General features: G+C 58.6%; 19 protein-coding genes. 12 read left to right on the top strand and 7 right to left on the bottom strand.

Features of this window, described 5'->3' with window-relative positions:
- Positions 1-47 precede the first annotated feature (47 nt).
- Positions 48-788 (bottom strand): helix-turn-helix transcriptional regulator, encoded by a 741-nt coding sequence (locus PY308_RS16835; RefSeq protein WP_275784732.1) that lies wholly within the window; start codon positions 786-788, stop codon positions 48-50.
- A 462-nt stretch (positions 789-1,250) separates the two neighbouring features.
- On the opposite strand from PY308_RS16835, the gene sciP reads away from it, so the two are divergent.
- Positions 1,251-1,526, top strand: a complete 276-nt coding sequence (sciP, locus tag PY308_RS16840) for a CtrA inhibitor SciP (RefSeq protein WP_004430042.1) — start codon at positions 1,251-1,253, stop codon at positions 1,524-1,526.
- A 132-nt stretch (positions 1,527-1,658) separates the two neighbouring features.
- Positions 1,659-1,940, top strand: a complete 282-nt coding sequence (locus PY308_RS16845) for a GNAT family N-acetyltransferase (protein WP_275784809.1) — start codon at positions 1,659-1,661, stop codon at positions 1,938-1,940.
- Between the two features lie 125 nt (positions 1,941-2,065).
- On the opposite strand, the gene PY308_RS16850 is transcribed toward PY308_RS16845, so the two are convergent.
- Positions 2,066-2,416, bottom strand: coding sequence for a flagellar export protein FliJ (locus PY308_RS16850; RefSeq protein WP_275784812.1), 351 nt, complete (start codon positions 2,414-2,416; stop codon positions 2,066-2,068).
- A 443-nt stretch (positions 2,417-2,859) separates the two neighbouring features.
- Here PY308_RS16850 and ctrA point away from each other — a divergent pair, with 443 nt between their 5' ends.
- A complete protein-coding gene (ctrA, locus tag PY308_RS16855; protein ID WP_056339603.1) occupies positions 2,860-3,558 on the top strand; it encodes a response regulator transcription factor CtrA in 699 nt (232 codons plus the stop codon).
- A 195-nt stretch (positions 3,559-3,753) separates the two neighbouring features.
- Here the strand turns inward: ctrA and PY308_RS16860 are convergent, their stop codons facing one another.
- Both PY308_RS16860 and chpT read right to left on the bottom strand, forming a co-directional pair.
- Positions 3,754-4,116 carry a response regulator gene (locus PY308_RS16860; protein WP_275784822.1) on the bottom strand — a complete coding sequence of 121 codons (363 nt, stop codon included), beginning with the start codon at positions 4,114-4,116 and terminating at the stop codon, positions 3,754-3,756.
- 94 nt (positions 4,117-4,210) lie between these two features.
- Complete coding sequence (chpT, locus tag PY308_RS16865) at positions 4,211-4,870, bottom strand: histidine phosphotransferase ChpT (RefSeq protein WP_275784824.1); 660 nt, start codon at positions 4,868-4,870, stop codon at positions 4,211-4,213.
- Between the two features lie 317 nt (positions 4,871-5,187).
- On the opposite strand from chpT, the gene PY308_RS16870 reads away from it, so the two are divergent.
- Together PY308_RS16870 and PY308_RS16875 are read left to right on the top strand one after the other, a co-directional pair.
- Complete coding sequence (locus PY308_RS16870; protein WP_275791181.1) at positions 5,188-5,721, top strand: DUF1134 domain-containing protein; 534 nt, start codon at positions 5,188-5,190, stop codon at positions 5,719-5,721.
- A gap of 146 nt (positions 5,722-5,867) precedes the next feature.
- Positions 5,868-7,049 carry a hypothetical protein gene (locus PY308_RS16875; RefSeq protein WP_275784826.1) on the top strand — a complete coding sequence of 394 codons (1,182 nt, stop codon included), beginning with the start codon at positions 5,868-5,870 and terminating at the stop codon, positions 7,047-7,049.
- 6 nt (positions 7,050-7,055) lie between these two features.
- Here the strand turns inward: PY308_RS16875 and PY308_RS16880 are convergent, their stop codons facing one another.
- Both PY308_RS16880 and PY308_RS16885 read right to left on the bottom strand, forming a co-directional pair.
- Positions 7,056-7,883 (bottom strand): TrmH family RNA methyltransferase, encoded by an 828-nt coding sequence (locus PY308_RS16880; protein ID WP_275784828.1) that lies wholly within the window; start codon positions 7,881-7,883, stop codon positions 7,056-7,058.
- 6 nt (positions 7,884-7,889) lie between these two features.
- The gene (locus PY308_RS16885) at positions 7,890-8,273 is read right to left on the bottom strand and encodes a hypothetical protein (protein ID WP_275784831.1); all 384 of its coding nucleotides are present in this window, start codon (positions 8,271-8,273) and stop codon (positions 7,890-7,892) included.
- Between the two features lie 32 nt (positions 8,274-8,305).
- Here PY308_RS16885 and PY308_RS16890 point away from each other — a divergent pair, with 32 nt between their 5' ends.
- From PY308_RS16890 to serA, 6 genes are all read left to right on the top strand, one after another.
- Complete coding sequence (locus PY308_RS16890; RefSeq protein ID WP_275784833.1) at positions 8,306-9,334, top strand: RluA family pseudouridine synthase; 1,029 nt, start codon at positions 8,306-8,308, stop codon at positions 9,332-9,334.
- An 85-nt stretch (positions 9,335-9,419) separates the two neighbouring features.
- A complete protein-coding gene (locus PY308_RS16895; protein WP_275784835.1) occupies positions 9,420-9,677 on the top strand; it encodes a DUF2171 domain-containing protein in 258 nt (85 codons plus the stop codon).
- Between the two features lie 232 nt (positions 9,678-9,909).
- Entirely contained in the window at positions 9,910-10,815 is a 906-nt protein-coding gene (gene rpoH, locus PY308_RS16900) for an RNA polymerase sigma factor RpoH (RefSeq protein WP_275784839.1), read from the top strand.
- A 206-nt stretch (positions 10,816-11,021) separates the two neighbouring features.
- Positions 11,022-11,816, top strand: coding sequence for an outer membrane protein (locus tag PY308_RS16905; protein ID WP_275784842.1), 795 nt, complete (start codon positions 11,022-11,024; stop codon positions 11,814-11,816).
- Between the two features lie 152 nt (positions 11,817-11,968).
- A complete protein-coding gene (locus PY308_RS16910) occupies positions 11,969-13,147 on the top strand; it encodes a phosphoserine transaminase (protein ID WP_275784844.1) in 1,179 nt (392 codons plus the stop codon).
- 77 nt (positions 13,148-13,224) lie between these two features.
- Positions 13,225-14,820 carry a phosphoglycerate dehydrogenase gene (serA, locus tag PY308_RS16915; RefSeq protein WP_275784847.1) on the top strand — a complete coding sequence of 532 codons (1,596 nt, stop codon included), beginning with the start codon at positions 13,225-13,227 and terminating at the stop codon, positions 14,818-14,820.
- A 235-nt stretch (positions 14,821-15,055) separates the two neighbouring features.
- On the opposite strand, the gene PY308_RS16920 is transcribed toward serA, so the two are convergent.
- Positions 15,056-15,940: a DMT family transporter gene (locus PY308_RS16920; protein WP_275784850.1), complete on the bottom strand. Its 885-nt coding sequence runs from the start codon at positions 15,938-15,940 to the stop codon at positions 15,056-15,058.
- A 205-nt stretch (positions 15,941-16,145) separates the two neighbouring features.
- Here PY308_RS16920 and PY308_RS16925 point away from each other — a divergent pair, with 205 nt between their 5' ends.
- On the top strand, positions 16,146-17,444 hold the full coding sequence (locus PY308_RS16925) for an adenylosuccinate synthase (protein ID WP_275784852.1): 1,299 nt from the start codon (positions 16,146-16,148) through the stop codon (positions 17,442-17,444).
- Positions 17,445-17,475: the final 31 nt, after the last annotated feature.

A 17,475-nucleotide genomic window follows, 5' to 3' on the forward strand; every position in this document is an offset into this window, starting at 1 on the left:
ATATAGAAAGTCTCATGGGCTCGAACAAGAGTGCCGGCGCAAGCTGATCAGATCAGCTTCAGGCGCATGGCCCGGGCGATGGCCTGCATTCTGTTGACGGCATCAAGCTTGCGTGTCGCCGTCTTGAAATAGCTTGAAACCGTATAAACCGAAATCCCGAGAATGATGGCGATTTCGTCGCTGCTTTTTCCAGCGGCTGCCCAGCGTAGACATTCGGTTTCCCGGGCTGAAAGTTTTTCGCGCTGGGATGCCGCTGGCCTGAAGGTCTTTTCCAGGATTTCGAACAATTGCACGAGCGTGAGATAGAGATCGGCGGTCTCCTGCCGGCCCGGCTCCCGACGTTCACCGGACAAGAGCGCCACGAAGGCCTCGCCTTCGGTGCTGTGAAGCAGGACTGCAAAGGCGTGGCGGCCAATGCACGTGGTGAGCAGCTCCGCCGGCAAAGCAACGCCGTCGGGTTGTGCCAAAAGATCGATCGTCTGGCCGAACACCGGCAATTTGGTCCGCCGGAGACGCTCTATCAGTACGCAGCCCTGGAATGTCACGGCGGCGTCGTAGTCGCGAACCGTGTTGGAGGGCCAGTTGCTGAGAACCAGGTGCCCTGCAAAACCCTGATGGTCCCCGAACGGCATCCGGGCAATCATAAACTGGCTGAAGCCGAACCGCGCGGCGCACTGGCGCATCAAATGAGTGACTTCATATTCCGTGCGGATTGTGGAGGGCCCTTTTCCAGAGACAAAATCGTCATAGGCATCGCTGTGCAGGGAGGATTTTTCAGAAACTTTCATATATCTCACGACCTGCCGGCCATTCGCCGGCACCTTCGAAATCCGCCAACGCCGATACCCGCAGCGCAAACCGTCCCCAAAGGGCGCCGGTTAAACGGCGCCTCGAAGGGCGATCAAAACAACGGCTCGAAGATCGGGGGGCGATAGGGCGCCGCTTGGCACCCGGAGCATCAGGATGATGTCTCCCTTCAGTTAAGGGAGCCTATCTAGCAAATTTCACCTTTGATTATATGAATATATCTGCATGGCTCCTATGCAGCAGCACCCGCCCCAGGCGCTACAACGATGAAATTCACCGTCACGCTCAAACGCAGCGACCTTGCGCCGCCCCGCGTCGTCAACATCAGCTTTGCGCGGAAGTCTCTAAAATTATGAGCAAATTGTTACCACTGGCTTAGGCAAATGTTAAATGTGGCAGAGTAAGTTGTCTGGATATGGTCTTGAGTATGTGTAGAGAGTCCAATGACCGAAATGATACGACCCCGCGTGAAATATGTCATCGGTCCCGATGGCAGTCCTTTGACGATTGCAGATTTGCCGCCCGCCAACACCCGTCGCTGGGTTATCCGACGCAAAGCTGAAGTCGTCGCAGCCGTTCGCGGCGGGCTTCTGAGCCTGGAAGAAGCCTGTGAACGTTATACCTTGACCGTAGAAGAATTCCTGTCCTGGCAATCATCGATCAGCGACCACGGTCTTGCCGGACTTCGGACAACCCGCATTCAGCAATACCGCCACTAGCGGCGCAGTTGCTATACACGTCTCGGGCGGCAGTCGTGAAACGGCGGGCCGCCCGCAGCATTTTGCACTTCACACGCCCTCGCCCTGCGGGCAAGATGCTGTCGATGCACACTGCAAAAGACGGGGCGGGAAATGCAAATCGAAAAGTCGGACGATGGCGTCCATGGCCGCTACAGCCTGTCGGTTGATGGCCAAACAGCCGAAATGACCTATTCCAGATCATCACCGCATCTGATCATCATCGACCACACTGCGGTTCCCGACGCATTGCGCGGCAAGGGCGTCGGCCAGGCGCTGGCAGCCCATGCGGTAGCGGACGCGCGACAGGGCGGTTGGAAGATCATACCTCTGTGCCCGTTCATGCTGGCGCAGGTACGACGTCACGCGGAATGGCGCGACGTCGTTGCGGCCTGAGCCAAAGGCAGTTGCGCAGCGGTCTCGACGTTTTCCAAACACCGTTTTCCGAAATGCGAAAGCCCTTCTCACGAACTCTCACAAGTCCGTCAGAAGGGCTTTCATACTGATCCGTCGTCCCTTCGTCAGGCGCGCATACGCGTGCCGCCGTCCCGCTCCTCGAGAGCTGTTGCCTTGGCGAACTCCGCTTGGACTTCCTCCAGGGCCAGCTCTGCCGCATCCTGCTGAATTTTCAGTTCGCGAACCGAAACCTGCAGGTTGTCGGCCCTCTGCCGCGCCGCCTTGGCGAAAGTCGGATAGGCAAAATGCGAAGGATCCGTAATCCCCGATTTCTTTTCCTCGAACGTGATCTGGTTTTCCAATTCCTTGGTCATCCGCTCAAATTCGGCCATCATCATTTGAAGCTGGTTCAACTGACGCTGTTTCTCCTTCACCTGAAATTCCTTCAGGCGAACAAGGCTCTCACGTGACTTCATACGCAATACTCCGTGGATGCGAGACCCCGGTTACCGGATTATGACCCGTTCAACCGACCTATCCTGTCGGAAAATAAAAAAATCCCAGCGATCTTAACAAAATCCTACCGCTGGTAACCTTTCGTTTACGGGCATCGTTAATCATAGGGACGATCATTTAAGGGTCGGTAAATGACAAACACCAAATTTGATGTTCGTCATAGAATGAGTCGAATGAGTCGGATAGCGCGACTTCTTAATGTCGAAGATTAAGAAAGCGATTTCGGATTAGCGTGCAAAAACAGGGGAATGCCAAAAATATTTAACAATTTCTACTCTCTTGCCAGAGTGAATCAGAATTTGTTAACCATTTACTGGCAGCCTCCAAATCAGGCAACGACTGGATCCGTATCGCGTAAGACGGCCATCACACGACCTTCGCGGCGGCGGAAAAGGGGACAATTATGCGGGTTCTACTCATCGAAGACGACAGCGCGACAGCGCAGAGCATCGAACTGATGCTCAAGTCGGAGAGTTTCAACGTCTACACCACCGATCTCGGTGAAGAGGGCGTCGATCTCGGCAAGCTTTATGACTATGACATCATTCTTCTCGACCTGAACCTTCCGGACATGTCCGGCTATGAGGTTTTGCGCACGTTGCGCCTGTCCAAGGTCAAGACACCGATCCTCATCCTGTCCGGCATGGCCGGCATCGAGGACAAGGTTCGGGGCTTAGGCTTCGGCGCCGACGATTATATGACCAAGCCTTTCCACAAGGACGAACTGGTTGCCCGCATCCATGCGATCGTACGCCGTTCCAAGGGTCATGCACAGTCGGTCATTTCGACGGGCGAACTGATCGTCAACCTGGATGCAAAGACAGTCGAAGTCGGCGGTCAGCGCGTTCACCTGACGGGCAAGGAATACCAGATGCTGGAGCTTCTTTCGCTCCGCAAGGGTACGACGCTCACCAAGGAAATGTTTCTCAACCACCTCTATGGCGGTATGGATGAGCCCGAGCTGAAGATCATCGACGTCTTCATCTGCAAGCTGCGAAAGAAACTGGCGAATGCCGCCGGCGGCGCAAATTACATCGAGACCGTCTGGGGACGCGGCTATGTGCTGCGCGAGCCGGAAGGTGATCTGGCCGAAAGCGCCTGATCGACCGGTAGATCGGCCCCTCCCCCGCCCGCATGGAGGTAGCGTTGCCGGTTTCTTCGGTTCAAAGCACGGTTATAGCGAACCCGCCTCACGGCGGGTTTTTTCATGCCGATCCCTTCTCCAGAAACTCGCGCCATCACATGCAAAAAGCCGCGACAGAGCGCGGCTTTCCGGCATCAAACTGTATCTCGGCGATCAGGCGGCGAGAGCCAGACTGCCGAAAACGCTGGTGAGGATCTTGCGGTCGAAGGGCTTCAGCAGGAAATCGTCGGCGCCGGCGCGCTTGCCGGCCATCATCTTCTTCAGATCCGCTTCGACGACGCAGTAGTAGATACGGACGCTCTTGCCGTTCGGCAGGGTGCGGATATTGGCGATGAGTTCCAGCGCACCGTCGAGACCAGCATCCACGATGATGATATTGGGAAGTTCGGCCTCGCAGCGCACAAGAGCTTCAAGCCCGTTGGCAGCCTCGGACACAAGAAAGTTCAACCCCGAAAGAATGCGTTTGCCGACCTTGCGCACGACGTCTGAATCATCGGCAATCATCAAGCGCTGCATCTTTGGCTCCTTTTTTACATCGAAACGGGAGTCTCTCCCATCACAATCGTAAACCGGTTTGGCAAAGAATTTCTTACCACGGCCGCCCGAATTCTCATTGTGTTGGAGAGATTTCAGCCATCCTCGCCGAGAAGACGATTTCCTCGGCCGTCGAGCTCACCTCGATCTCCATGCCCGCCTCTTCGGCGAGAAGCACGGTATAGTACGGCTGGATCGTGTGCGCATCGACGTCTTCCTCAAGCGTACCGGAAAGCAGTTCAACGAGTTTCGGAGGAACCCGCATCATCCGCCCCTTGGCGATCAGCTTGAACACCGCGTCATATTCGGGATTCTCGAGGATCACGTCGACCACTCCGCCACGCGGGATGCTGCCATAGGCAATCAGAAACAGGTTGAGCAGCAGCTTCACGCGGTTCTTGGCGATGATAACGCGCGGACCGCTCCAGGTGACTTCCGTCTTCTTCTCGACCAGAGCGAAATCCTTAGCCGCCTTTTCGGCCTCTCCCGTGTCGATGGACGCTCCTACCGAACCGGACGCGCCAAAGGCGAGCCGGGCGAATTTCAGCCGGACCGACGCGTTGAGCGCGCTCGTGCGGATAAGATCCATAGCATCGGCATCGGCGCCGCCTTCGTCGAGAAGTTCGAGCCCGTTGTTGATCGCACCGACAGGCGAAATGATGTCGTGGCAGACCCGGCTGCACAAAAGCGCCGCAAGGTCGGGACCGGTCAGGGTCAGGTTCGGATTTTTTGCCATGTCGTTTCCTTGCTAGCTGCAACCGGCCCGGATGTGGCCTGACAACTGTCGATGAGAATGTCTTACCGCTTGTTAGCCCGCGAAGATTGCGCGCACATAGCGTCAAGAAAGGCAATCATAAAGACACCACATTTGGTAAACCGATTATTAAGACGATCGGTTCAAATTGCTGACGATCGACGCGAAATCGCCGCAGGCGCGAAGGGCCGGACAACCGGCCTCCGCGAGCCATGCAGCCGCTCCCGGACCAGGAGAAAATTATGCAGCTTATTCCCAGTATCGTCAAAGATGTCCTCCGGGGAATTGTCCTTGCCCTGATGGTAGCCTTCGGCATTCTTGCGCCAGCCCATGCGCAGAGCGCCAACAGCAGCCAGTACACAATGCAGGAAATCATCGATACCGGCCACGGTTTTTTCGGATCGGCATCCGGTGGCCTTGCCAAGGTGGTCGAGCGGGCCTTTCAGAGTTACGGCCTGCCGAACGGCTATATTCTCGGCCAGGAAGGCTCCGGCGCTTTTGTGGCGGGGCTGACCTATGGCGAGGGCGACCTCTACACCAAGAATGCCGGCCAACATAACGTCTTCTGGCAAGGGCCCTCGCTCGGCATCGACTGGGGCGGACAGGGCAGTCGCGCGATGGTTCTCGTTTACAATTTGCCAAGCGTTCCCGCACTCTACAAACGCTTCGGCGGCGTTTCGGGCTCCGCTTATGTCGTCGCGGGCGTCGGCATGACGGTGCTGACCGACGAGACCATCGTGCTTGTTCCGATCCGGACAGGCATCGGCGCACGTCTCGGCATCAATGTCGGCTATCTGAAATTGACCGAGCAGCCGACCTGGAACCCGTTCTGAAGCAGGTACGCCACATTATCCATGCTGTTCAAGATTTGGCCACCGCGTCTTGAAAAAAAGTCACGTTGGCCGAATAGTCGCGGTGGTAGTGGTTCGAGCGATGGAGCCGGAATCCTGTCGCGCGCTTCGAATGAGATGGCCAGGCCTTGATTGAATTTGTACTTTTGTTCGCACTGGGCTTCCTGACGGCGGCGATCCTCGGTCTGCTGGTGGCGCCGGCAGTGCACAGGCGCATTATCCGGTTTGCGGAAGACCGGCTGAAGGCCACAATGCCTTTGTCGCCACAGGAAGTGCGGGCCCAGAAAGACGCCGCCCGAGCCGGCTATGCCGCAGAGAATGCGCGCACTAGTCAGACCCTGAAGCGCGAACGCGACAAGAATGTCGCGCTGATGATCAGGAATGGAGAGATCCTGAAGGAGGCGCAGCGCCTGGGCGGCGAGAATGCCGACCTGCATACGCAGCTTGCCGACATGAATGTCGAGGCCGCTGACCTGCGATCGGCAATCCGGCAGATGGAGCAGACCACCGCAAGACTGAAGTCGAGCCTCACGGATGTCGAGCGCGACAATGTCAAAAAGGCGATCGACATCAAGACCCTGACGCGCCAGATCGATCATCTCGGCTCGGAAATAGACGGCATGAGGATTGATGCGGCCGCTCACCAGACAGAAACCGAGCATCTGAAGAGCCGCATAGCCGGCCTGCGGGACGAACGCGAAGGTCTGAGAAACGAGTTGAAAGCCGAGGCGACCAAGGCCAGGGAGATGGAAGCGCGACTGGCACGCGAGGAGACCCGTATCCGCCAGTTCGAGACAAAGCTTGCGCGGGAAATCGCGTCCAATGCCGACAAGGAGAATGCGCTCGAGCGGCGTGCTGCTGAAATCGACAGGCTGAGATCCCGGCTGAAAGAAAGCGGTGCGGATCTGCGGCAAGCCTCGAAGGCCTTGCGTGCCGGGGCCTTGGAACAGCCGAACCACAAAATCGACATCCCCGCCACGCCGCAGGATGACACTCCTTTGCCTGAGGCCCTGCCGTTGGATGCCAATGTCCCGGACGAGGCCAGCCTTGCAATCCCCGCGGAATATGCGCGAACCCGAGCAACGGCGCTGGCGGAGCGGCTCATCAACTCGAAAAATACCACCCATGATGACGCAATGCGCGAGGAAATGGCCGATATAGCGGCGACACTGGTTGCGCTGACCGCGCGCAAAGAGGGCACCGGTTCGCCGATACCGGGACTTGTCGCCTCAAAGGAAGCTGCAAGGGGGAACGGCAACGGCGGTCTCGCGTCCCGTATCCGAAGCATGCTGCCGCCCGAAATATCGTGAACGGCGTCAGAGAATCTCTTTGATCGTCGCGATCTGATGGAGCGCGATACCTGTAGCCGTTGCAACGTTGAGGCTGTCGAGACCCGGACGCTGGCGAATTCGGGCCGTGCGGATGGAGGACAGAATGTCGACTGGAAGCCCCTCCCCCTCGGTGCCCGCAACAAGCGCGATGCGCGGCGCCGCCGGAATATGCTGGAGGTCCGTCTTGCCGCGCGGAGAAAGCCCCCATATCGCGAAACCTGCATCCCGAAGCAGAGACAGGAGGTGGTGGATCGATCCCTGGCGCGCAAACGGCAGGGTGAGCGCGGAGCCGACGGAAACGCGGATCGACTTGCGGTACATCGGATCGCAGCTGGTTGCGTCCATCAGGATCGCATCGACGCCGAAAGCCGCAGCGTTGCGGAACATCGATCCCATATTGTCGTGATTGGAAATATTGCAAGCCGCCAGCACAAGGCTTTTTGCAGGAAGGCTGGCAATCAGCGTCTGGAGTCCGGGCGCCGCATCCCGCTTTCCGAGCGCCAGAACACCGCGATGCATATCGAAGCCGGCAATGGCATTGAAAACGGTCTTGTCGGACACGAAAACCGGAACATGCGCCGGAAAAGCGGCGAGAATATCCGCGATGCCGGCCAAACGGCTTTCCAGAACCAGAACAGCCTCGGCTTCTACGCCCCTTCCAGCCCGGTGCGCTTGTGCCAGCATGCGCAGAACCACGGTACCCTCGGCAATGAAGCGGCCATGCCTGCCGGTGAGATCCCGCTCCTTGATGGAGACGAAACCGGCGATGCGCGGATCCTGCGGATCAGCAATCCGGATTGGAAGCGCCCTCACGGCGGTTCAGTTCGCTGTGACTGCGATATCGCTGACGATCCGCCCGGCGCCTATATCGAAGACGATCGCCTTGCCCTCACCCCCAGGCATGATCCCGTAGAACAGAATCTGGCCGCCCGACAGCGCGACATCCGAAACCTGGAAACCAGGCGGCAGCGCCGCCGTTGCGGCGACCGGCGCGTCGCTGGGCACCGTCGCAGCCGCGCTGCCGGCGCCCTCCCGGTCGTCCAGCCGCGTTAGCTTGTAGACAATCGCGCCGAGCACGACCATAAGCATGACCATCATGACACCGGCCGAGACGAGCTGCAGACGGATCATCTTGCGGCGCACGTTCTCCATCACCGGATCGAGCGGCTTGTCTTCCTGTTCGACTGGCTTCTGACTAGACATGGCTGTGAAACCTTGCGGAATGGAAATGAAGAATGAGCGACCCCTTTAAACAAGCCACGGCAATTAGGAAAGTCCTGACGGCAAATGAGGATGCCGAGGGCCGGATGGATGCCTTTCTCACGCAAGCCTTGGGCGGCGAATTCTCCCGCAACCGCATCAAGAGCCTGATCGAACAGGGCGAGGTCTCCGTCAACGGCAAACCTGTGACGGAAGCCAAGAAGAAGGTTCAGCCCGGCGACATCTTCGAGATCGGCCTGCCGGAGCCGGAAGATCCTGAGCCAAAGGGCGAGGCGATCCCGCTCGACGTGCTCTACGAGGATGCCGACGTGATCGTACTCGTCAAGCCGCCGGGGCTCGTCGTCCATCCGGGAGCCGGCAATTGGACCGGCACCCTGGTCAACGCGCTGATCCACCATTGCGGCGATAGTCTTTCCGGGATCGGCGGCGTCAAGCGGCCAGGCATCGTCCATCGTCTCGATAAGGACACGAGCGGCGTCATGGTCGTTGCCAAGAACGATGCCGCCCACCGCCATCTCTCGGACCAGTTTGCCGATCACGGTCGCACCGGTCCGTTGGAGCGGGCGTACCGGGCAATTGTCTGGGGACGGCCGCGCGGACTGAAGGGAACCATCGATGCGCCGCTTGGGAGAGCGGGAGACCGTGTCAAGCGCGCCGTAAAGCAGGAGGGCACCGATGACGCACGCGAAGCCATCACCCATTACGAGGTTGTCGAACGCTATCATGAAAAGCCGGACGCGACGGCCCTTGCTTCAATGGTCGAATGCCATCTCGAAACGGGACGAACGCACCAGATTCGCGTGCACATGGCCCATATAGGCCACCCGTTGATCGGCGATCAGGATTACGGGGCCGCCTTCAAGACCAAGTCCAATCTGCTTCCGGACGCGGCGAAAATCATTGTCGATCGCTTTCCCCGTCAGGCGCTGCATGCCTTCATGCTGGCGTTCGAACATCCCTCGACGGGCAAAACCATGCACTTCGAATCCCCCGTGCCCAACGACATGCGGGAACTGGAAGCTGCTCTCAAAATGACCTCGTGACCCTTAATCTTTCCCCAATGAAGTACTGCATGCATCTTTTTTAAGCTCGGCGCGTTTCTCTTCCGGTACAATAAGGAGAGAACCAATGATCGATGCATCAAAGATCAACGAGCATGCCGAAGTCATCAGCGCGGATGGTGTCCATGTCGGAACCGTGGATCGCGTCGAAGGCGGCCGCATCAAATTGACCAAGAAGGATAGCGGCGCAGGCCACGAGGATCACCACCATTTCATCGAACTGGCGCTTGTGGAAAGCGTCGATGAAAATCGTGTCCGGCTGAGTGCCAGCAGCGCCGAGGCAATTTCGGCGGAAGAAGAAGAGAGCGGCTCATCCGTTCACTGACCGGACCCGGGTGCGGCAGCGAAAAAAGCATTCCATTTCCTTGATATTTTCGCGCGGCAACCCGATTTACGTTCTACACCCATACAGAGCGAAAGTTCTCCCGCCTTCACGTATCTGTGAGGCGGGAAACCTTGAATCGCGCTTTCGCGGCTCTTATTTATAAGAATGTGGGGTCGACAGACCCACAATCCCGGCCAGCCAAAAGGTGACCGGAACGCGAAAGGGGTGCAGAATGGCCCGCAGTACAATGCCAAGCATTGCCGCCGGCGAAGGCGGTCTTAATCGTTATCTCGACGAAATCCGCAAATTTCCCATGCTCGAGCCGCAGGAAGAGTACATGCTCGCCAAGCGGTATCAGGAGCATGATGATCGCAAGGCTGCTCACCGGCTCGTGACAAGCCATCTGCGCCTCGTGGCGAAGATCGCGATGGGCTACCGGGGATATGGCTTGCCGATCGGCGAAGTCGTATCGGAAGGCAATGTCGGACTGATGCAGGCGGTCAAGAAATTCGACCCGGAACGCGGCTTTCGTTTGGCGACCTACGCGATGTGGTGGATCAAGGCATCGATACAGGAATACATCCTGCGCTCATGGTCGCTTGTCAAAATGGGCACGACGGCCAACCAGAAGCGGCTGTTTTTCAATCTGCGCCGTCTTAAGGGCAAGATCCAAGCGTTGGATGAAGGCGATCTCAAGCCGGATCAGGTGAAGCATATCGCGACGACTCTGAATGTCTCGGAAGCCGAGGTGATTTCGATGAACCAGCGCCTGTCCGGCGACGCTTCGCTGAATGCGCCGATCAAGGCGGGCGAAGGCGAATCCGGTCAGTGGCAGGATTGGCTGGTCGATGATCACGATACGCAGGAAGACATGCTGATCGAGCAGGACGAACTGGAAAATCGGCGCGGCTTGTTGTCGAACGCCATGAAGGTCCTCAACGATCGCGAACGCCGCATCTTCGAAGCTCGTCGCCTGGCGGAAGATCCTGTTACACTCGAAGACCTTTCCACGGAATTCGATATCAGCCGGGAGCGTGTCCGCCAGATTGAAGTCCGCGCCTTTGAAAAGGTGCAGGACGCCGTCCAGAAGGCGGCACTGGCGCGTCAGAACGCCCTTAGGGTCGTCGAAGACGCCTGAACCATCGACAGCGCTTGATCTAAAAAATCACGCCGAAAGTTCATCCGTAACTTTCGGCGTCATTGATTCCGGGCCAATTTTCTCCGTCAAAACCTCATCCGGTTAACAGACATGCTTAACCGAAGGTTAACCAGTGGGTGTGATGATCGCGGCTGACAGGCGCTGTGCGACAATGACACCGCGAACGGTTTTCCAAGGACGGTACGATGAACTGGCGGCCCATTCTCTTTTCTGCATGCTGCACGGCCGCGTTACTTGCCGGTGGTCCAGCGATGGCGGCGGACGATCTTCTCGATGCACCGGAAATCAGCATCGCCGCAGCAAAGGCGGGAGGCCAGGGCTTTTACCTGCGAGGAGATCTCGGTTACGCCCCCTGGACGGATGAGGGCGATGCATCGCTGCAGCTTTTTGACGGTGACACCTTCGACTTCAACGCCGATTCGAGCAAGCCATTCTCCGGATCCCTGGGCATAGGATATCAGATCAACGATATGGTCCGCGCCGACCTGACCGGCGACTATTTCGACGGCCGTTTCGATGGCAGCGGTCAAGCGGATATCCCCTGCGCCGGCGAGGCGGCAGGCACATCGTGCGCGGGCGACCTGCGGGCCAGCTACAAAGCCGTCGGCGTCATGGCGAACGGCTATGTCGATTTGGCCACGGTTGCCGGACTGACCCCTTATGTCGGAGCCGGCCTTGGCGTAACCCAGTTACGGTGGGACGATGTCGCACTGCGGACAGACTGCGTGACGGGCACCGCGGCCTGCTCGGGGGCCGCTCCGGTCGATCAGGCTTTCGACGGAGAAACAAGCTGGCGTCTCACCTATGCGCTGATGGCCGGCGTGTCCTATGACATGACGGAGCGACTGAAGCTCGATGTCGGCTACCGCTATTCAAAGATCGGCGATGGCGACATGTTTGCAAGGGGCGGCGTTGACGGACGCGACGACGGGCTTGGCCGTCACGAACTGCGTGCCGGGTTGCGTTTTTCGCTCTGGTAGGCGAACGCTTCGTAGGCCGGCCGAACCTGGAAGCGCCAGAAATCTTTCTGCAAGCGACACAAGCATCTTGACATCCTTCCGGTCCCGCCATATCCACCGGAGCAGGCCACCTCTCCCTAACGAGAGGCTTTCTATCTGGAAGGATAGCTCAGATGACGACACCTGCCACGCCGGAATTGCGTCCGGCAAACACCCATTTTTCTTCTGGCCCTTGCTCGAAGCGTCCCGGTTGGTCGCTCGACGCGCTCTCTGATGCAGCCCTAGGTCGCTCGCATCGCGCCAAGGTCGGCAAGGCCAAACTCAAACAAGCCATCGACCTCACACGCGAAGTTCTGCAGGTTCCCGCAGACTACCGCATCGGCATCGTCCCGGCGTCCGACACCGGCGCCGTCGAAATGGCGTTGTGGTCGCTGCTCGGCCAGCGCGGCGTCGATATGGTCGCCTGGGAAAGCTTCGGCTCCGGCTGGGTTTCCGATGTCGTCAAGGAACTGAAGCTTCCCGACATACGGAAATTCGTGGCCGATTACGGCAAGATCGTCGATTTCGCCCAGATCGATTTCGACCGCGATGTCGTCTTCACCTGGAACGGCACAACCTCGGGCGTCCGTGTACCGAACGCCGATTTCATCCCGGCAGACCGCAAGGGCCTGACGATCTGTGATGCGACGTCCGCCGCCTTTGCGCAGGACCTCGATTTTGCGAAGCTCGATGTCGTTACTTTCTCCTGGCAGAAGGTTCTTGGCGGAGAAGGCGCGCATGGCATCCTCATTCTCAGCCCGCGTGCTGTCGAGCGTCTGGAAAGCTATGAACCATCCTGGCCGCTGCCGAAGATCTTCCGCATGACCAAGGGCGGCAAGATCATCGAAGGCATCTTTCAGGGCGAGACGATCAACACCCCCTCGATGCTCTGCGTCGAGGATTATATCGATGCGCTTGTCTGGGCAAAGTCGCTGGGTGGCCTCAAGGCGCTGATCGCACGGGCAGATGCCAACGCGCAGGCCATCGAGGATTTTGTCGCAAAAACGGACTGGATCGCCAACCTCGCAGTCGATCCGGCCACACAGTCCAACACGTCGGTTTGCCTGAAGATCGTTGACGCCGACATCGCTGCTCTCGATCCTGCCGGACAGGACGCCTTTGCCAAGGGCATGGTCGCACTTCTCGAAAAGCAGGGTGTAGCTCACGACATTGGCGCCTATCGCGATGCCCCCTCCGGCTTCCGTATCTGGGCTGGCGCCACCATTGAGACGTCGGATCTTGAGGCATTGATGCCCTGGTTCGACTGGGCCTTCGCGACGCAGAAGGCGACGCTTTCACAGGCTGCGGCCTGACCGGCAGATGCCGCGCCTTTGTCGGCGCGGTATTCCCATCCCCTTTCCATTTTTGACGAACCCAATGGAGGCCTCCCATGGCACCGCGCGTACTCGTATCCGACGAACTCTCCGAAACCGCCGTCCAGATTTTCCGCGATCGGGGCGTGGACGTCGATTTCCAGCCGCAACTCGGCAAGGACAAGGACAAACTTGCCGAAATCATCGGCAATTATGACGGTCTTGCGATCCGCTCCGCCACCAAGGCGACGGAAAAGCTGATTGCGGCTGCGACCAATCTCAAGGTTATCGGCCGCGCCGGTATCGGCGTCGACAATGTCGATATCCCGGCCGCCTCGCGCCGTGGCATCATCGTCATGAACACGCCGTTCGGAAACTCGATCACCACCGCGGAACACGCCATTGCACTGATGTTTGCCGTCGCCCGGCAATTGCCGCAAGCCGATACGTCCACCCAGGCCGGCAAGTGGGAAAAATCGAAATTCATGGGCGTCGAGATCACCGGCAAGACCCTCGGCGTCATCGGCGCCGGCAATATCGGCGGCATCGTCTGCGCGCGCGCCATCGGCCTGAAGATGCATGTGCTGGCCTATGATCCCTTCCTGTCGAAGGAGCGGGCCGAGGAAATGGGCGTGACCAAGGTCGAACTGGACGAATTGCTGGCCCAGTCCGATTTCATCACCCTGCATGTGCCGATGACAGACAAGACGCGCGGTATACTCAACCGTGAAGCGCTTGCAAAGACGAAGCCCGGCGTGCGGATCATCAATTGCGCTCGCGGCGGTCTGGTGGACGAGGCAGCCCTTGCCGACGCCATCAAGTCAGGTCATGTCGCCGGCGCCGGCTTCGACGTGTTCGAAGTCGAGCCCGCAAAGGAAAGCCCGCTTTTCGGCCTGCCGAATGTCGTCTGCACACCGCATTTGGGTGCTTCCACAACCGAGGCGCAGGAGAATGTGGCGCTTCAGGTTGCCGAGCAGATGTCCGACTACCTCGTCAAGGGCGCTGTATCCAACGCCATCAACATGCCTTCGATCACGGCAGAAGAAGCGCCGATCCTGAAGCCCTTCATTCGGCTTGCGGACGTTCTCGGGGCGTTTGTCGGCCAGGTGACGGAAAGCGCCATCAAGGAAATCGAAATCCTTTACGACGGCTCGACCGCCGCAATGAACACCAAGGCACTGACGAGTGCAGCACTAGCCGGGCTGATCCGCAGCCAGGTTTCCGACGTCAACATGGTGTCCGCACCTGTGATGATCAAGGAAAAGGGTATCATCCTGTCCGAGGTCAAGCGCGACAAGTCGGGCGTCTTCGACGGCTATATCAAGCTGACGGTTACAACCGGAAACCAGAGCCGTTCGATCGCCGGGACAGTCTTTTCGGATGGCAAGCCGCGCTTCATCCAGATCAAGGACATCAATCTGGATGCCGATGTCGGCAACCACATGATCTACATCACCAACACCGACGTTCCCGGCATGATCGGTTTTATCGGCATGACACTCGGCGATGCCGGCGTCAACATCGCCAACTTCCAGCTCGGCCGTGCCCAAGCCGGATCGGACGCGATCGCGCTGCTTTATGTCGATGGTCCGGTGTCGGATGAGGTTCTGGACAAGCTGCGGGCGAATGCTGCAATCCGCCAGGCCAAGCTCCTGACCTTCAACGTCGAATGAAGCGTTGAACCTATGTGAATATCCGGCACGCCACCTTTTGAAGCACTGGCGTGCCGAACCGGCTTTCAGCCCACAGCGTTGCCGTCCCTCCATCTCCTGTGCAGCCGGCAATAGGGCAAGCCCGCCTGCTTATGGGAATGACGCCGGACCACGCTAGACAAGGCGCAGGCTTCCGACAGCGCCTGTCGACAGCAGCAGTTTCGTATGCCAGGCCATCGATCGTCGGAAAACCCTTTTACCCCTTCGGTCTTCCCCGCTCCGCAACCCCGATACCACCAAGCACCAGAAGCATCGCGATGATGTGGAACGTCTGCAAATCCTCGCCAATCAGCGCGATCGACAACAGCGTGCCGAAGATCGGGATCGTGTTGATGAAAAGGCCGGCCCGGTTGGGGCCAATGAGTTCGACGCCCCGCACGTAGAGAATCTGCGCCATAAGCGAGGCAAGAAGTCCCGCATAGGCAATGATCGCCCATCCCGTCATATCCGGCCAGTTGACGTTTCCGCTCGAAAATTCCCACAGGACCAGGGGAAGACTGCTCAGCAAGGCACCGAAAGCAGAAACCGCTATCAGGCTTTTCCAGTGAATATCGGGCTTCCACCTGAGCGCGACCGTATAGGCGGCATAGACGAGCACTGCGGCCAACATCAGTGCGTCGCCCCGGTTGAGCTGGAGGGACAGGAGCGTGCTCAGGTCGCCATGCGAAGCGGTGAGCGCCACGCCGAACAGTGTCAGCGTAAACCCGGCAATCTGCGCAACCGAGATAGCTGTCCTGAATAGAGCGTAGTTCAAAACAAAGATCACCATCGGAATGCCGGCCTGTTCAATGACGGCATTGATGGCGGTGGTATATTGAAGCGCGGAATAGAGGAAGGCGTTGAACGCGGTGAAGCCGATCGTGCCGTAGCTCAACAGCAGCAGCCAGTTTTTCCGAAGTGCCGGCAAGTCGCGACGCACTTGTGGCGCAGCGAAGATCAACAGCACGGTGCAGGCAATCACCCAGCGCAAACCGGTAAGCATCATGGGGCTGACATGGCCGACCGCCATTTTCCCGGCGACTGAATTTCCACCCCAGATCAGCGTTGTAATGCAAAGAATGACATAAGCTTGAAGATTCACGAGACGTCATTCCTTGCAATGCTGTTCGAGCCGATACCGATCCGCAGGCGCCTGAAGCTCTCCTGATATAGGCTAAACCGCGCAAATACCATGCAAAAAGCCGGGATGCAGTTGAAACGGGGTCGCTTTCTAAAAAACAAAACAGTATAGATGCGCGGGTTTGAAGACAGCGCTTTGCGAGCGCGTGGCAACGGGAAAGCTTTAGATGACGAATGTCGTGGTGGTCGGTTCGCAATGGGGTGACGAAGGCAAAGGCAAAATTGTCGACTGGCTTTCGGAACGTGCCGACATTGTCGTGCGCTTCCAGGGCGGTCACAATGCCGGCCATACACTGGTGATCGACGGCACCAGCTACAAGCTGTCGCTTCTGCCTTCGGGCGTCGTACGTCCAGGCAAACTTGCGGTCATCGGCAATGGCGTCGTCATCGATCCGCATGCCCTGATCGCCGAGATCGAAAAGCTCGACAAGCAGGGCGTGACGATCACGCCGGAAAACCTGCGCATTGCCGATAACGCCACGCTGATCCTGTCGCTCCACAGGGAGCTTGACGGCATTCGCGAAGACGCGGCCTCCAACAGCGGCACCAAGATCGGCACGACACGCCGCGGCATCGGCCCGGCCTATGAGGACAAGGTCGGCCGCCGCGCCATCCGCGTCATGGATCTCGCCGATCTCGACACGCTACCCGCCAAGGTCGACCGGCTGCTGACCCATCACAACGCGCTGCGCCGTGGGCTAGGCGAGGCGGAAGTCGGCCACGATGCAATCATGGCCGAGCTGTCGTCGATCGCCGCCCGTGTCCTGCCGTTCATGGATACCGTGTGGCTGCTGCTTGACCGTCATCGCCGCAAGGGCGCGCGTATCCTGTTCGAGGGCGCCCAAGGCACGCTGCTCGATATCGACCATGGCACGTATCCCTTCGTGACCTCGTCCAACACGGTGGCCGGGCAGGCCGCAGCCGGGTCGGGCATGGGGCCGGGTTCGCTCGGATATATTCTGGGGATCACCAAAGCCTATACCACGCGCGTCGGAGAAGGTCCGTTCCCGACTGAGCTTCATGACGAGATCGGCCAGTTCCTTGGTGAAAAGGGGCACGAGTTCGGCACCGTCACGGGACGAAAGCGGCGCTGCGGCTGGTTTGATGCGGCTCTTGTTCGCCAATCGGTCGCCACGAACGGCATTACCGGCATTGCGCTGACCAAACTCGACGTGCTGGACGGCCTTGACGAGTTGAAGATCTGCGTCGGTTACACGCTCGACGGTATCGAGATCGATCACCTGCCGGCAAGCCAGGCCCAGCAGGCGCAGGCAAAGCCGGTTTATATAACGCTGGAAGGATGGAAGGAATCGACCGTCGGCGCCCGCAGCTGGGCAGCTCTTCCCGCCCAGGCAATCAAATATGTGCGCCAGGTGGAAGAACTGATCGGTGCGCCGGTCGCTCTTCTTTCGACCAGCCCGGAGCGTGACGATACGATACTTGTGACAGACCCGTTTGAGGATTAGTCTTTAACCCAGGTCTAAGGGAATTTGGCGT

It is taken from the genome of Pararhizobium gei (genome assembly GCF_029223885.1).
Taxonomy (GTDB): Bacteria; Pseudomonadota; Alphaproteobacteria; order Rhizobiales; family Rhizobiaceae; genus Pararhizobium; species Pararhizobium gei.

Coding starts and splice junctions, on each gene's coding strand:
- PY308_RS16835 (WP_275784732.1), bottom strand. CDS start 788: ATGAAAGTTTCTGAAAAATCCTCCCTGCACAGCGATGCCTATGACGAT.
- sciP (WP_004430042.1), top strand. CDS start 1,251: ATGACCGAAATGATACGACCCCGCGTGAAATATGTCATCGGTCCCGAT.
- PY308_RS16845 (WP_275784809.1), top strand. CDS start 1,659: ATGCAAATCGAAAAGTCGGACGATGGCGTCCATGGCCGCTACAGCCTG.
- PY308_RS16850 (WP_275784812.1), bottom strand. CDS start 2,416: ATGAAGTCACGTGAGAGCCTTGTTCGCCTGAAGGAATTTCAGGTGAAG.
- ctrA (WP_056339603.1), top strand. CDS start 2,860: ATGCGGGTTCTACTCATCGAAGACGACAGCGCGACAGCGCAGAGCATC.
- PY308_RS16860 (WP_275784822.1), bottom strand. CDS start 4,116: ATGCAGCGCTTGATGATTGCCGATGATTCAGACGTCGTGCGCAAGGTC.
- chpT (WP_275784824.1), bottom strand. CDS start 4,870: ATGGCAAAAAATCCGAACCTGACCCTGACCGGTCCCGACCTTGCGGCG.
- PY308_RS16870 (WP_275791181.1), top strand. CDS start 5,188: ATGGTAGCCTTCGGCATTCTTGCGCCAGCCCATGCGCAGAGCGCCAAC.
- PY308_RS16885 (WP_275784831.1), bottom strand. CDS start 8,273: ATGTCTAGTCAGAAGCCAGTCGAACAGGAAGACAAGCCGCTCGATCCG.
- PY308_RS16890 (WP_275784833.1), top strand. CDS start 8,306: ATGAGCGACCCCTTTAAACAAGCCACGGCAATTAGGAAAGTCCTGACG.
- PY308_RS16895 (WP_275784835.1), top strand. CDS start 9,420: ATGATCGATGCATCAAAGATCAACGAGCATGCCGAAGTCATCAGCGCG.
- rpoH (WP_275784839.1), top strand. CDS start 9,910: ATGGCCCGCAGTACAATGCCAAGCATTGCCGCCGGCGAAGGCGGTCTT.
- PY308_RS16905 (WP_275784842.1), top strand. CDS start 11,022: ATGAACTGGCGGCCCATTCTCTTTTCTGCATGCTGCACGGCCGCGTTA.
- PY308_RS16910 (WP_275784844.1), top strand. CDS start 11,969: ATGACGACACCTGCCACGCCGGAATTGCGTCCGGCAAACACCCATTTT.
- serA (WP_275784847.1), top strand. CDS start 13,225: ATGGCACCGCGCGTACTCGTATCCGACGAACTCTCCGAAACCGCCGTC.
- PY308_RS16925 (WP_275784852.1), top strand. CDS start 16,146: ATGACGAATGTCGTGGTGGTCGGTTCGCAATGGGGTGACGAAGGCAAA.